Consider the following 16,190-nt stretch of genomic DNA (forward strand, 5'->3'; position numbering starts at 1 on the left):
AGACACAGTATAAATACACACTGTGGGGTTAAACAGGCCGGATACTTTCTTCATCCAATTCTGCATCGAATAGCTGCTGAAGTGTTTGAATCGTTCTATCCGAAATAATGGATTGGCGAGCTTGTGCCAATTTTTCTTCATAAATGGCTTGTCGCCACTCCAACGGTGTTTTTACCGCTGGATTATCATCTTCAATGATACTGAGTTCAATAGGTTTACCATGTAATTCACTCAATGCTTCAGTTAACGTTTTCTGCGCTGTTGCTGAATTAAGATGACCTTGTTTTGAACGTAAATGAAGGCGGAACTGGCTTTCGTTAACCTGTTCTTTAAATGCATTCAATGCCACCTGTTGAACCAGTTTTGGAATATTCAATTTATCAATTTCAGCGGCCCATGGATCTCTTTGCTTAGATTCAACAGCCAACTTTTCTACCAATTCTGGTGTCTTTTCATATTCAAGCGCTGATTTGATCGCTTTTGGTGTTGTAGCGACTGGTTTTTTTTCAATATTTTTAGCGCGCCAGCGATAAGCTTCTTGTTTTACAGGTTTAGATCCCCGCGCCTCGGGAATAAAAGATTGCGGCCGCTGTTCAGCCACCGTAACCAATCGCTCCAGTGCCGAACTTGCCGACTTCGTCTTCACAGACTCTGCCGGCTCAGCCTTTTTTGGAGGAGCGTTTCCTTGACGAGAAAGCAGATTCCTCGCTTGCAGTAATTTTGCTGTCGGGCTGTCAGCTACCGATTCTGCCTCTGATGTCTGAGGCATTTTTTGTTCAGTAGATTTTTTGCTAACAATATTGTCAGGTACAACATGATTGTCAGGCACAACATTATTATTATCAGGTACAGAATTATTTGGCCCAGAATTATCAGGTTTAGATTGAGCGATAAAACGCTGCTGTGCAGGTGTTGATGTTGTAATAGCCGATGCAGTAGGCATTTCTACATTATGGGGTTCCGGCGTTTCTTCAACAACTGTTTTAGGATGAAAAGCCAAAGCACGCAATAATGCCATTTCAACTCCCATTCTGCGCTCCGGCGCATAGGGAAGATCTTTACGGCCAACCAATAAAGCCTGGTAATAGAGTTGTAAATCGCTAGGTGAAATTGATTTCGCCAGCAATCGCAAACGCCCTTCTGTTGAAGACGATTCTCTATCTGGCTGCTGAGGCAGCAATTGGATCATGGCGATGCGATGTAACAACGATAACATCTCGACCAGGAGATTTTCCCAATCCATACCACGTACGGCAACCTGATCAACCAGAGCCATAAGCATCTTCCCATCAGCACGAACTAGCGCTTCTATCATTTCCAGAGGCTGTTCTTCATCCAGCGTGCCCAGCATCTGGCTGACAATCTCTGCTGTCAGCTTTCCTCCACCGAGAGCAATGGCTTGATCGGCCAAACTTAATGCATCACGCATACTACCATCCGCCGCACGAGCCAATAACTGACGGGTCCGAGCGTCGCTCTCTATTTGTTCGGCCTTAAGTACACGCTCCAACTGGCCACTGATTTGATTAACATCCAGTGCTTTCAAATGAAATTGTAAACAACGTGAAAGAATGGTTACTGGCAATTTCTGCGGATCAGTCGTTGCCAACAGAAATTTCACATGTTCTGGCGGTTCTTCCAATGTCTTGAGTAAGGCATTAAAGCTATGACGTGATAGCATGTGAACTTCGTCAATAAGATAAACTTTGAAACGCCCTCTGGCAGGTGCATACTGCACGTTATCCAGCAATTCGCGAGTATCTTCTACTTTTGTTCGCGAAGCAGCGTCAATTTCTATCAGATCAACAAACCGTCCCTGCTCAATTTCAAGGCAGTTTGTACACTGTCCACAGGGGGTTTTTGTGATACCTGTTTCACAATTCAACCCCTTTGCCAACAGACGCGCAATAGTTGTTTTTCCTACACCACGCGTGCCGGAAAAAAGATAAGCATGATGGAGGCGCTGGTGTTCAAGACCATTAGCCAATGCAGTCAACACATGTTGCTGACCAATCACATCAGAAAATATTTGTGGGCGCCACTTACGGGCAAGTACCTGATAGCTCATGAATACCGAGGAGATTGAACACGACTATCTATCATGCTAGCACAGCCTCACCATGGACGGCGAGGCTGAAGTATCAATTATACAAAAATCAGAACAATCAGTGACCAGGAAACTCGACGAGAATGTAGCTGTCAACACCCTGATTTTTCAAACGCTCTGCACCACCCAAATCAGGTAAGCCAATGATAAAGGCTGCTTCAGAAACCTCGCCACCAAGACGGCGGATTAAACGAACTGTTGCTTCGATTGTCCCCCCCGTGGCAAGCAGGTCATCAATAACGAGAACTTTATCTTCAGCTTTGATACTGTCTTTATGAATTTCTAATGTATCAGTGCCGTATTCCAGATCATAAGTTTCACTTAATGTCTCTCTGGGTAATTTGCCTTTTTTACGGACAGGAACAAACCCCACTCCCAAACGCAGTGCTACAGGTGCTCCAAACAAGAAACCACGCGCTTCAGTACCGACAATTTTGGTGATACCTTTTCCCTCAAAATGTGCGACCAGTAAATCAATCGTCGCTTGGTACGCCGCGGGATTATCCAATAGCGTAGTAATATCACGGAAAAGTATGCCTGCTTTGGGATAATCAGGTATTGTTTCAATACTCTCTTTAATAAATTGCAGTTGTTGTGCGTTAGCGGTCATAATTAATGCCAGCCAGTTAAAAAAATGAAAACGCTAAAATCTATGAAAACCACCGGAAAAAAGCAACAACAAAGCACGTTGCTGCTTATATTTGTTGATATGTGTCAAACTTATCCTCTATGACATCCTGCATCTTTATTAAACATAACTTTGATGATCGGATGGAATAGAATTTAACAAGAAGATTATTGACTATAACGGGATACTGATGGGTATACAAAATTTATTAGATGTGCTTGAAAAACAAATCAGTATGCTGGCAACCGAGTTAACTTCCCTGCCCGATACCCCATTTTCAATTGCTCGTTTTGATCAGACTTTATTTCATCACCACAGCAATAAACTCAGTGGATATATGCAGGAAATTAACCAGAATATGGCTCAGTTAAGACATTGTGTCAGAAACAATCGTAGTGTACAGGTCAGGTTTCTCTCTGAACGTTTAGTAATGCAAATTGAGGCTCTAAAAAGAGAATTTTCCACCCAATCACTCCGCAGGCAAGAAGATAAGTTTAATCGACAATCACAAGAGCGAGATCTTTACCAACGATTAGCCGAACATCAAGATTATGAACGCCGTTTAATGGCAATGATTGATGATCGTGAGTTACAACTAGATCAACAAGTTGTATTAGCAAATAAATATAAACTGCAAAAAGAAATCGCCGCTCTGGCAGGAAGGCTTGCCCGTTGCCGTCAGGCATTGATGCGTATAGAAAAAGCGATAGAAAAGCAGGAACATTCAGATTAATTAGAGGAATAATCGTTATGGTTCTCGAAAATGCACCCGTTGAAGTTAAACTTGCAGTAGATCTCATTTATCTACTCGAATGCAATGACATTTCCCCTGAAATCGCATTAGCTGCACTGGAAATCGTTAAACATGACTTTCAAGGGAAACTAAAACAAAAGTCTCACCAATCTGAGAAAAATGCCTGATAAACAATCATCAGGCATATTTTTTAAAGTCATTCTTTAAGGTAAAAGCGGCTTGTCGTCAGAGGTTGGAGGTTCATCTGAATAACGTTGACCACTGTTCATGAGGGGTTGAGCCACAGAATTTTGAACCATAGTCTTTTGAATTTCTTGCAGACTATTTCCCTGTCCATTATGCAAATAGACTTCCAACTGATTGAACGCAATATTGATATCATTTTCCCTGCACAATTTATCTATACTGCGGTTAACTTCATCAACCGTGCGACTGCGATCACCTAATTCCCGCACATATAACCTTAATTCATGATCCAGTGTGCTAGCCCCGAAACTCATAAAATAAACCTGTGGTTCTGGTTCATTCATTACGCGAGGATTACTTTTCGCCGCTTGTAACATCACTTCTTTCACCTTATCGAGATCAGAACCATATGCAACACCCACCTTAATGATAATGCGGGTGATTGTGTCAGAAAGTGTCCAGTTAATCAGGCGTTCTGTAACAAATGCCCGGTTAGGAATAATGACCTCTTTACGATCAAAATCAGTGATTGTTGTTGCGCGAATACGGATTTTACTGACTGAACCAGAATATGTTCCTATAGTAACGGTATCGCCGATACGAACAGGACGTTCAAACAAAATAATCAGACCTGAAACAAAATTGGCAAAGATTTCCTGTAATCCAAATCCCAATCCCACCGAAAGTGCTGCTGCCAGCCACTGTAATTTATTCCATGAAACACCCAGTGTTGCCAGTGCACTAATCCCCCCAACACCGATGATAAAATAAGTCAGCGTTGTCTTAATAGCATAAGAGGAACCCTGTTGTAACTGTAAACGGGATAGAACCAATACTTCCAACAAACCCGGCAGGTTTCTCATCATGACCCATGAGATAACCAGCATAGCTATGGAAAGTGCCAAATCTTTCAAGGTGACGTGTTGCAGGACATTTCCCAGTTCTGTTGCCGTGCTGTATTGCCACAGATTAATTCCATCAAGGTAAGAGAATACCGTCACCAAGTCAGACCAAGTCCAGTAAAATGCCATAAAAAAGATCAGAAACAGCACCATCGTGGTTAAACGTAATGATTGCTGATTAATGAGATCCAACGCCATTGGTGGTTCCTCCACCACTTCACCTTCTGCACCTTCTTTTGCCTGAGCCTGACGACGGGCAACCGCCCGGCGATACGCAATACTACGCGCTGCAAGGCTTAATCCTCGCAGACAGGACTGATAGCAAATATGCCAGAGAAGTAGCAGATAAGCACTGTAAAGCCAACGTTCAGATAAACGTAATGTCGTATAGAAGTAGCCGGATACCGTCAGCACAATCAGAACCAACGGGGCAAAAGTCAATGTCGTTACCACGATGGTTTGGATCATATGCGAACTTTTTTCACGCCATACCTGACGGCAAAATGGAAAAATAAAAATGAAAACAAAGAACAAACAAATCAGTACCGTACATTGACCAATAACATCATCAGATAAACGAAGTGGATGTTTAACACCCAGGGTTATCCAGAACAGAAGCGGCAATAAAGCGAGTGACAATCTCGCGAGGTTTTTGCGAAATAGTGAACACAATTCTTTATTCAGTGAGAAATGCTGTTCTCCGATCCCTCCTTTATCCAAAATTTGGTAACTGCATCCATAGACAATCCAGAATAACGCCAATTGACGGGTAAATCCCCAAACCAACTCCCCTAACTCATCACCTGACTTCGAGTACCAGTAACCTATTGCCAGAATAATAAAAGCCAAAGGTAGTGTCTTTATCAGCGTCAGAATCAAAGCCATTGGAGTATGTAATTGACTATCCCTGCGTAGTTGCCCTACCTCAGCAGAAATTTTCTTTAGTTGTACATTAATACTTTTTGTCTGCCAGCGTAAAAACAGCCCTACAAGCAAAAGGGGAATAACAAAGTGAATGGAATTCTGCAACCCGGTGATAAGCCCGCTGATCGTAAAATGAATATTAAAATGCGTCAGCTCCTCATGAGCTAATGCTGGCAGCGATTTCAACCATGCCCAGTTCATAGGCTTATTGCTATTAACCCAGAAAATCTGCTGGACAAGCGTCTGTTCCAGCGATTGGCTCACATCCAACAACTCCTGTTGATCCATCTGCAAATTAATGGCGTGTGTAATCTGCTGACCAAGCAGGTTGTTCAATTGGTTCAATAAATCCCGACGGATCTCAAGCAATTGCTCTATCGCATTACGAATTTCCCCAACCACTTCTTGAGGCTCATTTTGTATCTCACTGACATGTTGGTTCAATAGTTGATTGATATAGTCATTAACCAAGTAAAGATGATCACGTTGCTGAGCAATTTCAAACTGTTCTAACCGCAAGTCGGCAATTTTCGTTGGTAAATCCTTTGTCAGGACATTTCGGGGCACTTTGAGCTGTTCCTGAAATAAAATGCGTGATAACAATAAGCTTCCACGTAACACTTTAACTTGCTCTTTCAAACCACGTTCAGATTGGATAGCTCTATCCAGAAAATTCTTTACCTGAATTTTTTTCTGCACTAGTTGGTTATTATCCCGTGTTGCCGCTACCAAACGTTCACTGAGATCTCGATTTATCTCGATTTCTTCCTTGACCAGCGGATTGGACTGAATATGGGGATTAGTATCATCTGAATTCTGCACCTCTTTGGCAGTTTCTTCCGAAACAATTAGGTGTCTTCCATTAACAATATCCTGAATTAACTGGACATACCGCTCTAATTGTTCAATTTGAAAAGAAGTGTAATCACGTTGAAGCTGTAAAAGGGTTTGTAACTGGGTATTTACTTGCAAGGACTCTTTTTGGTAGTCCTTTTGTTGCATCAAGAAAGATTGCTCTACCAATAATAACTCGATTTCGGTATGGCGAACTTCAGACTGTTCTGTGATTGCGTTATTAAGCTGATTACGAATTTGCTGCAACCGTTGTACATTATGGTACAGCAAATTTTGTGCTCGCTCTGGCTGCGTTTGTAACCCAATCAGTTGGCTATTATAACTGGCGAGATTGTCCTGTGCTTTTTGCAGATTGTTCAGTGTATTGTTCAGTTTGGTTTCAAGTTGTTTCAGAGATAAAGTAGCCAGATTTTGCTTATATTCATTCTCATTCTGTTGGGAATTATTCTTCAGGCTTGCTAATTCAGTGGTGAGCTGTTGTGATTTCTGTGGTAATCCCTGTAAATTTTTTTTAAGTTGCTCATAGTCCAGCTTAACTTGATCTATTTTATCAAAGAAAGAGAGCGTTTTTTCTAAGTCGACTATTGAGGCTTTCTCCTCAACAGTATGCTCTTTACGCTCTGTTAACACTTTAAGTTGATTCTGGATATCATCACGCGTTGGAACATCACTGCTGAATGCAGCTATAGCTGGATGGAAAAAGCATGACAGAAGAATAAACAGGCTCACCAGCCCCAAAAAGCGAAAATACAGTATCCCAGGTCTTTTATTGCACAAGACCCCCTTATCGAGTACTGCACTCAAATAGTGGTTAAATGGAACCATGAATTCATCTACTCATCGTTTGCAGATAATGGAAGGATAGCACTGAAGTGCGGGTAACACTGCTATGTTTATTTTTCAGGTCAGTGTCAAGAGCTTACTCTTGAGAATATAATTACTAGCCATAATAAAAATTGATTCTATTCATATTTATCTCATGTTATTCAAAATTTGTTTTCTTCAATATGGCGCATGTGACGGCTATATTTTAGTGTATCAATGAAACTATCCACCAGATATACAGATTGCTCTTGAATATTAAAACTGTCCGGTGCAAATAACCAATTCTCCAATAACCCAGTCATTAATGCTCTTAGCATAATAGCTGAACGTTTGGGATCGATATCATGAGGCAACTCTCCCGATTGAATACAAGCAATCAACACATCTTCTATTTTTTGATAATCGGAAATACATACCTCCCGAATCTGCTTAGCCAATAAAGACATTTCTCCAACAAACTCACATTTATGGAAAAAAATTTCCATTAACAAACGATTCTGGCAATTATCCGTCATCATTTTTAACAGAAAAATCAACAGAGATCTCAATACAAGTAGTGGATTATTAGGATATTTTGCTTGATACTCTTTTTCAAAAGCATCTATTGTGCTTTCGGGCATTTTACAAGCAGCAAAAAGTAAATCAGTTTTGTTTTTAAAATGCCAATAAATTGCGCCACGTGTTACACCGGCTGCAATTGCGATATCTGATAATGACGTAGCAGAAACGCCACGCTCAGAAAAAACCTTTATCGCAGCTTCTATAATTTGTTGACGAGTTTCTTTAGCTTGCTGTTTAGTTTTTCGTGCCATTTTTATGCCATAAACTTTGTTTTTTAACCGAGGCTAATTTACATACATTCATGTATGTTTGTACTATAGCATCGCTCATCAATGAAGTAATAATTTCACTCGTTAGCACTCATCAATTCGAGAGTTTACATTGAAAAATTGAGGTTTACTTATGCGAAAAATCAGAGGGGTTGTGCCTCTGGCCACATTACTGGTACTTTCAGGCAGCTTCATTCTCTCAGGATGTAATGACAGTCAAGATTTTCAGCAAGGGGCTGCTGGCGAGCAGGTTCCTGAAGTCGGTATCGTAACGCTGAAAGCTGAACCTCTGACAGTGATCACAGAATTACCGGGCAGAACTTCAGCTTATCGTGTTGCTGAAGTACGCCCTCAAGTCGGTGGCATCATTCTGAAACGTAACTACAAAGAAGGCAGCGATGTTCATGCCGGAGAATCTTTGTATCAAATTGATTCAGCAACCTATCAGGCAGATTACAGTAAGGCCAAAGCAAATCTGGCCAGAGCAGAGGCCAACGAGAGCGTCGCTCGTTTAACTGTAGAACGCTATAAGTCATTGCTGGGTACACAATATGTTAGTAAACAGGAATTTGATAAAGCAAATTCTGAATATGCTCAGGCTGCGGCAGATGTTCAATCTTTGAAAGCGGCATTGGAAAGTGCCCGTATAAGCTTAGCTTATACTAAAGTCACCTCTCCCATTTCAGGACGTGCAGGTAAATCTACCGTTTCTGAAGGCGCCCTGGTTTCTGGCGGGCAGGCAAATGCTTTGACAACGGTTCAACAACTTGATCCTATCTATGTTGATATCACGCAATCTAGCGATGACTATCTTCGGCTTAAGAATGAGATCGCAAAAGGCACAGTTCAGAGAGAAAATGGTAAACCCAAAATTCACTTAATCACTGATACAGGGAAAATATATAGTCAGACTGGTCACCTTGAATTTTCAGACATTACTGTGGATGAAACAACAGGTTCCATAACGATGCGTGCTGTTTTCCCGAACCCGAATGAAGAACTACTTCCCGGTATGTTTGTCCGTACCAAACTGGAAGAAGGAGTACGCAAAAATGCGATTTTAGTTCCTCAACAAGGAGTGACCAGAACACCTCGTGGTCAGGCAACGACACTAGTCGTTGATAAAGATAATAAAGTGGAATTGCGTTATATCAATGCCACTCAAGCCGTTGGGAACAAATGGCTGGTTACCGAAGGCCTAAAAGCAGGTGATAGAGTCATCGTCACAGGGTTGCAGAAAATCGCGCCGGGAATAACAGTTCAGCCAACGGAAGTTGATTTGGATGCCAAGCCTACAACAACTAAAACTGAATCAGCCAAAAAATCTCAATAAGGAGTTGGGGATTCATGCCTAAGTTTTTTATAGAACGACCAATCTTTGCATGGGTAATTGCAATTATCACTATGCTTTCTGGTCTGTTGGCAATAATGAAATTACCTGTGGAGCAATATCCTTCTATTGCACCGCCATCGATTTCTATTTCAGCAAATTATCCTGGAGCTGACGCTACAACAGTACAGAATACAGTCACTCAAGTTATTGAACAAAATATGAATGGTATCGATAACTTAGTGTACATGTCTTCTAATAGTGATTCTGCGGGCCACGTGAGTATCACTCTCACCTTTGAAGCGAACACAGATCCTGATATTGCACAAGTGCAGGTACAAAATAAATTGCAACTGGCAATGCCTTTGTTACCTCAGGAAGTTCAACAGCAAGGCGTTAACGTTGATAAAACAACCAGTTCATTTTTAATGGTCGCGGGCTTCATTTCTGAAGATGATTCTATGACTCAGGATGATATCTCCGACTATGTCGGAGCCAGTGTCAAAGACTCACTCAGCCGCGTTACTGGTGTGGGTGAAGCTATGCTGCTTGGTACTCAGTATGCCATGCGTATCTGGCTCGATCCTGACAAGTTGGTCAATTATAAAATGACTGTACAAGATGTCATGAAGGCCATCAGAGATCAGAACAACCAAGTTGCAGCCGGTCAGCTAGGCGGAACACCGCCTGTTCCCGGACAACGCCTGAATGTTTCCATCATTGCCCAGACACGTCTAAGTTCTCCCGAACAATTCAGCAAAATCCTGATACGTGTAAATCCGGATGGTTCAAAAATCAGTCTGAGTGATGTTGCCACTGTTGAACTGGGTGCTCAAAACTATGGCTTCATCGCCCGATTCAATGGTAAAGCTTCGTCAGGGCTCGGTATCAAATTAGCAACCGGTGCCAACGCCTTAGATACGTCTAAAGCTGTCAAAAAAGTACTGGCTGAGCTGCAACCATTCTTCCCGCATGGTTTAACCGTTGTATATCCGTATGACACAACCCCCTTCGTTAAAATTTCTATTTTCGAAGTGGTGAAAACACTGGCAGAAGCTATCCTGCTGGTTTTCGTTGTCATGTATCTGTTCCTACAAAACTTCCGGGCAACACTGATCCCAACTATTGCGGTTCCGATCGTATTGCTGGGTACATTTTCAGTGCTGGCCGCATTTGGTTACTCCATCAATACGTTAACCATGTTTGCTATGGTACTTGCCATTGGGCTACTCGTAGATGATGCAATCGTCGTGGTGGAAAACGTTGAGCGCGTCATGCAGGAAGAAGGACTCTCACCAAAAGAAGCGACAAAAAAATCAATGGGACAGATCCAAAGTGCTTTGGTCGGTATCGCACTGGTACTTTCTGCGGTATTTGTTCCAATGGCGTTCTTCGGTGGATCGACCGGTGCAATTTACCGTCAATTCTCGGTGACAATCGTCTCAGCAATGATATTGTCTGTCTTTGTTGCCTTGATCCTGACACCCGCACTCTGTGCAACCATGCTTAAGCCCGTTACTAAAGGCAGCCATGGCATTCAAACCGGTTTCTTTGGCTGGTTTAACCGCTTGTTCGAAAAAAGTACGCATCACTATACCGATAGTATCGGGCGTATGCTACGTAGCACAGGACGTTATCTGCTGATTTATGTCGGACTGATCGCAGTTATGGCTCTGATATTCATGCGTATCCCCTCTTCTTTCCTTCCACAAGAAGATCAGGGGGTATTGCTGGCAATGGTTCAGCTACCTTCCGGATCAACTCAGGAGCAGACACAAAAAGTATTGAATGAAGTCAATGATTACTTCTATACCGATGAAAAAGACGTTGTTCAATCTGTATTTACCTTAAACGGCTTTGGTTTTGCCGGTATGGGACAAAATATGGGGCTGGCCTTTGTCAGCTTAAAAGATTGGAATGAGCGTAAGGCTGCAAAAGACAAAGTCCCGGCAATCCTAGAACGGGCTAACATCCGTTTTTCACAAATCAAGGAAGGGATGGTATTCGCATTTAATATTCCGGCGATTGTGGAATTAGGCTCCTCCAGCGGTTTTGACTTCCAGCTAATTGATAGAGGAAACCTCGGACATGAAGCGCTGACAAATGCACGTAACCAATTACTGGGCATGGTTGCTCAACATCCAGATATGCTCACGAGTGTTCGTCCTAATGGGCAGGATGATACTCCTCAGTACCGCTTCTATATTGATCAGGAGAAAGCAGAAGCACTGGGTGTTTCCGTCAATGATATCAACACAACATTAAGTACGATGTTTGGTGGTGCTTATATCAATGATTTCATCGACCGGGGTCGGGTTAAAAAGGTCTATATTCAGGCCGATTCAGCTTTCCGTATGTTGCCAAAAGATATTGGCAAGCTGTATGTCCGTAACTATTTCGGTAAAATGGTGCCATTCTCTGCATTCATAGATACTTCTAAAGATCCGTGGATTTATGGTCCTCCGCGTCTGGAACGCTATAACGGATTACCATCAATGGAAATTGTCGGTGAAGCCGCCCGCGGGAAAAGTACCGGTGATGCAATGGCTCTGATGGAAAAACTTGCTTCACAGTTGCCACCGGGTGTCGGCTATGACTGGACGGGAATGTCTTATCAGGAACGTCTGTCAGGTAACCAGGCTCCGGCACTATATGCGCTATCATTAATTGTCGTGTTCCTTTGTCTGGCAGCGCTGTATGAAAGTTGGTCCATACCATTCTCTGTCATGTTAGTTGTACCGCTAGGAATTGTTGGTGCATTGCTGGCAACTTTAATTCGTGGTCTGGACAACGATATCTACTTCAAAGTCGGGTTGCTAACCACAATCGGTCTGTCTGCAAAAAATGCCATCCTTATCGTTGAATTCGCCAAGGACTTGCTGGAGAAGGAAGGTAAAGGACTAATAGAAGCTACTCTGGAAGCTGCGAGAATGCGTTTACGTCCGATTCTGATGACTTCTTTAGCCTTTATGCTAGGTGTCATGCCTTTGGTTTTAAGCAATGGTGCTGGCTCTGGTGCTCAAAATGCCGTAGGAACTGGCGTACTGGGAGGTATGATTGCTGCAACATCGCTGGCAATCTATTTCGTCCCTGTATTCTTTGTTGTAATTAGACGCCGTTTTAGCCAAAAAAATGAGGAAATAAAACACATTTCATCTCCTCAATAAATTCAGTAATTAACTTAAAAGGCCACATCCGTGGCCTTTTATATCAACCCAATGACATCAACAACAAAACATCCTCTCTTGTATCCAACTCAGAAAACCATCTTTACCACAGTTAAAATAAATACTTATGAAAAATGCTCTACATTTAAAATGTGATATCTTTACGTTTTTTATAATAAATGGAAGATAAGTTGGTAACTTGACATCTGTTTCTTCTGATTACACCTTTAATGGTAAAAAGTGTTCCCCCTTGATGATGATATATGTAATAATGATGTTATATAGATTTTGAAAGTTCCAATACAATTACTCATACCCAAGACGAATTCAAGTTGCAGCGTGATAACAAACAACTGACAAACCTCCAGAAGCCATAGATAACTATACCTAGATAACTGTGCTTGGATAACATATGTGAGTGAACGCAGCCAACGCTATAATCAGCAAAAAAGTAGCAATTTGAAAGATGAAGGGTATATAATGATTTTTGTACCTACTTGCTATAACATCTACTATATTAGTATAATCCAATATATTTGATGTCATATGTGTTTACATCCATATTTTAGTAGCATACTAGCTTTTAGCCTTAACTACGTGTAAATTGCTCACCTTTAAAAAAGCGGATTGGTGAACGCAAAAAATATAGAGTCTTATTATTAATAAATAATAATCATGTTTTGATAGGCTTAATTCTAAAAGAACGACTATAATAATTGATATGTATAAGCCTTAGCTCAAATAAGCCGTGCGTTGTTTACGGGAGGTGATTATGGATGAATATTCACCAAAAAGACATGATATTGCTGAATTAAAGTACTTATGTGAAAATTTAATTCACGAAGCATTTTCAGTGTTGAATCGCACTGATAATCATTGGATAAACGATCTGACTTCTGAAAAAAGCTTAAGACTAAATGAATTCATCGAACACATTACGGCGTTTGTTTGGAGTTTTAAAATTAAATATACTGACAACCACAACCTCAGTACTTTAATTGATAAATATCTGGATGAAACATATAATTTGTTTGGAAATGATAAGATAAGCTTTGTTGAACTGACAAAGTGGCAAAAAACAAATAAACACTTAACTAACATTCTGTTACATGATTTAAACGCTTCTTTAAGCAAAATCTGATAAATATATTTCTAACTATTTTTATACCAAATAAGATAAGGCGATTATGACTAAAACTGACTATCTGATGCGTTTGAGAAAATGCACTTCTATTGAAACACTGGAACGTGTAATTGAGAAAAATAAATATGAGCTTTCGGACGATGAACTAGAATTGTTCTATTCCGCCGCTGATCACCGCTTGGCTGAACTGACTATGAATAAACTCTATGATAAAATCCCGTCATCTGTTTGGAAATTTGTCCGCTAAGCTGCTGTGATCAGATAGGAAGTAGTGAAAGCCGGTAACTATTATCGGCTCCCCATATATTGGGTGATATGTAAACTGACTGTGAGTTAAAAATGGTAGGCTAAAAACCGCATCTTGAAAATGGGCGAGGGCTCTACCAGCGACATCCCAGCACACACATCCCCTGCTATGGCTGCTTCTTTCCAGACCTGACCAAGTTAACAAGTTAGTATTGCGGGAGAACCAATAGAGCCCCCATTGACGTTAGCTTCAAACTCCAAAGCGGCAGCTATTATCTTTCATACAACCTCAAATAGCAAGCTACTCCAATTTAAATGTCCATTTATTACCCATAATGATAGGTAAATCTTCAGAAAAGTTGTTTTAACATACAAAACAGCTTACAGATAGATTCATGTCATCACTGACAATTTGTTCAAATAGAATAACAAAACAACTCAAGCCTCATGAAATCAGGGCCTATTCATTTGATTAAGTATCATTACCATCAAGTTAATTACAAGCTCCATATCAGAACCAGAATAGAGATGCCATCTTTTAAGGACTAATACATAAGAGTTACAATCGTACTCTTAACCAAAATAACAAATAAAATAGTTTAATAAGATAGATCATTAATACTTTTCTATTTAAATATATTTAATCAACATCATGTTTGAAAGATGCTTGTTTAAATAATTGCGCTTAAAAATTTGTGTTTGATCACATCTAAACAGTTATTAACCTAAATATCTAATCAATAAAAATGACTGGAACAACTAACAAACATAATAATCAATAAACAAACTCGGTAGCCAAGATATCAATTTAAAATGATGTAATGAAATTTATGAAATCTCTCAAAATATATTCATGTCAACCATCATGTCACTTACCCACAAAAACCTGACAAAAACTCTAAAAATAGCCATAAAAATCAACAAATAAGAATAAATCCCAATACTTATCGTATTCTTTAATAAGAATTGATAAAATTAATAACACCCTATCTCATTTCATGATGAAAACATAAAGAAAAAATTTACAGACTGAATAGATTTTTTATTTTCTTCATAAAGTAAAAAATACTATCAGAAATTAATATATTATTGTTTTACACCCTATGGATTTCAAAATGCATCACGACAGCAAGGGAGCGACAAATTCGCCGGGAATGAATTTGCCAGCCAAAGGCTGATCTCCGGTGAGAGGCAAGAGCCTCTCATTAATTCCCAGGAACATAGATAACTCTGTAACTTGGGTGAGCGAGTGAAGCCAACAAAGACGCAAGCTTGAAATACGACAGGTATATAAAGGCTTACCTAATATGACAAAAATAAGGGCACATTATGAGTCAGGCATTGCAAAATTTAATCAACCTGATGCATCTGGAAAAGATCGAAGAAGGAATTTACCGGGGACAAAGTGAAGATTTGGGATTACCTCAAGTTTTTGGTGGGCAAGTTATTGGTCAATCTCTATATGCAGCAAAGCAGACTGTTGCAGATGAACGCATACTGAACTCCTTCCACAGCTATTTTCTCCGACCAGGTGATAGTCATAAACCAATTATTTACGATGTTGAAATATTACGTGATGGATCTAGTTTCAGTGCCCGCCGAATCAGTGCCATACAAAATGGTCATCCTATTTTTTATATGACAGCTTCTTTTCAGGTCCATGAAGAAGGTTTTGAACACCAGGGTTCGATGCCAAAGGTTCCTCCTCCTGAAACGTTAGCACCTCAACAGGAAATCATTAAAAATATCTCTCATCAACTACCTGACAAACTGAAAAATGTGTTTTCAGCTTCTCTCCCGTTAGAAATAAGACCTATTAATTTCCATAGTCCTATTAATAATTCATCAGAAGAGCCTATTCGTTATGTCTGGTTTCGTAGCAATGGCAAGCTGCCAGAAGAACTCTTTATTCACTATTGTCTACTAGGCTACGCCTCAGATTTAAATTTTTTACCTACGTCATTACAACCTCATGGTGTTCATTTTATGGAGAAAGGTATTCAAGTTGCCACTATTGATCACTCTATGTGGTATCACCGCCCATTTAGGATGGATGACTGGCTACTTTATGCAATTGAGAGCCCCTCAGCATCAGGAGGTCGTGGCTTTGTTCGTGGTCATATTTATAACCGTGCAGGTCTACTTATTGCCTCTGCTGCTCAAGAGGGTGTGATCCGTAAGCGAAAACATACCCAATGAAAATATACTCAATAAAATACACCCAATATAGAAACCCCAGAGCATAGATAAGCTATGCCCTAGGGTATCTTGAGAACGGGTTAACATAGTCAA

11 protein-coding genes and 1 other RNA gene are annotated in these 16,190 nt (G+C 40.6%); 7 read left to right on the forward strand and 5 right to left on the reverse strand.

What is annotated here, in order from left to right:
- Nucleotides 1-28 precede the first annotated feature (28 nt).
- Complete coding sequence (dnaX, locus tag AAC852_RS02685) at nt 29-2,068, reverse strand: DNA polymerase III subunit gamma/tau (protein ID WP_340619690.1); 2,040 nt, start codon at nt 2,066-2,068, stop codon at nt 29-31.
- A 97-nt stretch (nt 2,069-2,165) separates the two neighbouring features.
- Nucleotides 2,166-2,717, reverse strand: coding sequence for an adenine phosphoribosyltransferase (gene apt / locus AAC852_RS02690; RefSeq protein ID WP_340619691.1), 552 nt, complete (start codon nt 2,715-2,717; stop codon nt 2,166-2,168).
- A gap of 208 nt (nt 2,718-2,925) precedes the next feature.
- Here apt and priC point away from each other — a divergent pair, with 208 nt between their 5' ends.
- Entirely contained in the window at nt 2,926-3,468 is a 543-nt protein-coding gene (priC, locus tag AAC852_RS02695; RefSeq protein ID WP_340619692.1) for a primosomal replication protein PriC, read from the forward strand.
- Between the two features lie 17 nt (nt 3,469-3,485).
- Nucleotides 3,486-3,656: a pleiotropic regulatory protein RsmS gene (gene rsmS, locus AAC852_RS02700; protein WP_340619693.1), complete on the forward strand. Its 171-nt coding sequence runs from the start codon at nt 3,486-3,488 to the stop codon at nt 3,654-3,656.
- Nucleotides 3,657-3,692: 36 nt separating this feature from the next.
- Here the strand turns inward: rsmS and mscK are convergent, their stop codons facing one another.
- Nucleotides 3,693-7,181, reverse strand: coding sequence for a mechanosensitive channel MscK (mscK, locus tag AAC852_RS02705; RefSeq protein WP_340619694.1), 3,489 nt, complete (start codon nt 7,179-7,181; stop codon nt 3,693-3,695).
- Nucleotides 7,182-7,342: 161 nt separating this feature from the next.
- A complete protein-coding gene (acrR, locus tag AAC852_RS02710) occupies nt 7,343-7,993 on the reverse strand; it encodes a multidrug efflux transporter transcriptional repressor AcrR (RefSeq protein WP_340619695.1) in 651 nt (216 codons plus the stop codon).
- A 151-nt stretch (nt 7,994-8,144) separates the two neighbouring features.
- Here acrR and AAC852_RS02715 point away from each other — a divergent pair, with 151 nt between their 5' ends.
- The 4 genes from AAC852_RS02715 to AAC852_RS02730 all read left to right on the forward strand — a co-directional run bounded on the left by AAC852_RS02715 (nt 8,145) and on the right by AAC852_RS02730 (nt 13,899).
- Nucleotides 8,145-9,344: an efflux RND transporter periplasmic adaptor subunit gene (locus tag AAC852_RS02715; RefSeq protein ID WP_340619696.1), complete on the forward strand. Its 1,200-nt coding sequence runs from the start codon at nt 8,145-8,147 to the stop codon at nt 9,342-9,344.
- A 14-nt stretch (nt 9,345-9,358) separates the two neighbouring features.
- Nucleotides 9,359-12,508: an efflux RND transporter permease subunit gene (locus AAC852_RS02720; protein ID WP_340619697.1), complete on the forward strand. Its 3,150-nt coding sequence runs from the start codon at nt 9,359-9,361 to the stop codon at nt 12,506-12,508.
- A gap of 772 nt (nt 12,509-13,280) precedes the next feature.
- The gene (tomB, locus tag AAC852_RS02725) at nt 13,281-13,649 is read left to right on the forward strand and encodes an Hha toxicity modulator TomB (RefSeq protein ID WP_340619698.1); all 369 of its coding nucleotides are present in this window, start codon (nt 13,281-13,283) and stop codon (nt 13,647-13,649) included.
- A gap of 46 nt (nt 13,650-13,695) precedes the next feature.
- Nucleotides 13,696-13,899, forward strand: coding sequence for an HHA domain-containing protein (locus AAC852_RS02730; protein ID WP_010845060.1), 204 nt, complete (start codon nt 13,696-13,698; stop codon nt 13,897-13,899).
- A 131-nt stretch (nt 13,900-14,030) separates the two neighbouring features.
- Here AAC852_RS02730 and ffs read toward each other — a convergent pair.
- Nucleotides 14,031-14,127: signal recognition particle sRNA small type (gene ffs / locus AAC852_RS02735), an RNA gene on the reverse strand.
- A 1,100-nt stretch (nt 14,128-15,227) separates the two neighbouring features.
- On the opposite strand from ffs, the gene tesB reads away from it, so the two are divergent.
- The gene (gene tesB, locus AAC852_RS02740; protein ID WP_340619699.1) at nt 15,228-16,097 is read left to right on the forward strand and encodes an acyl-CoA thioesterase II; all 870 of its coding nucleotides are present in this window, start codon (nt 15,228-15,230) and stop codon (nt 16,095-16,097) included.
- Nucleotides 16,098-16,190 lie beyond the last annotated feature (93 nt).

The sequence above is a fragment of the Xenorhabdus siamensis genome, assembly GCF_037996745.1.
Lineage (GTDB): Bacteria > Pseudomonadota > Gammaproteobacteria > Enterobacterales > Enterobacteriaceae > Xenorhabdus > Xenorhabdus indica.

Bases quoted from the DNA above. Each gene is read 5' to 3' on its own strand.
- apt (WP_340619691.1), bottom strand. From the start codon at position 2,717: ATGACCGCTAACGCACAACAACTGCAATTTATTAAAGAGAGTATTGAA.
- rsmS (WP_340619693.1), top strand. From the start codon at position 3,486: ATGGTTCTCGAAAATGCACCCGTTGAAGTTAAACTTGCAGTAGATCTC.
- priC (WP_340619692.1), top strand. From the start codon at position 2,926: ATGGGTATACAAAATTTATTAGATGTGCTTGAAAAACAAATCAGTATG.
- tesB (WP_340619699.1), top strand. From the start codon at position 15,228: ATGAGTCAGGCATTGCAAAATTTAATCAACCTGATGCATCTGGAAAAG.
- tomB (WP_340619698.1), top strand. From the start codon at position 13,281: ATGGATGAATATTCACCAAAAAGACATGATATTGCTGAATTAAAGTAC.
- acrR (WP_340619695.1), bottom strand. From the start codon at position 7,993: ATGGCACGAAAAACTAAACAGCAAGCTAAAGAAACTCGTCAACAAATT.
- mscK (WP_340619694.1), bottom strand. From the start codon at position 7,181: ATGGTTCCATTTAACCACTATTTGAGTGCAGTACTCGATAAGGGGGTC.
- AAC852_RS02715 (WP_340619696.1), top strand. From the start codon at position 8,145: ATGCGAAAAATCAGAGGGGTTGTGCCTCTGGCCACATTACTGGTACTT.
- AAC852_RS02720 (WP_340619697.1), top strand. From the start codon at position 9,359: ATGCCTAAGTTTTTTATAGAACGACCAATCTTTGCATGGGTAATTGCA.
- AAC852_RS02730 (WP_010845060.1), top strand. From the start codon at position 13,696: ATGACTAAAACTGACTATCTGATGCGTTTGAGAAAATGCACTTCTATT.
- dnaX (WP_340619690.1), bottom strand. From the start codon at position 2,068: ATGAGCTATCAGGTACTTGCCCGTAAGTGGCGCCCACAAATATTTTCT.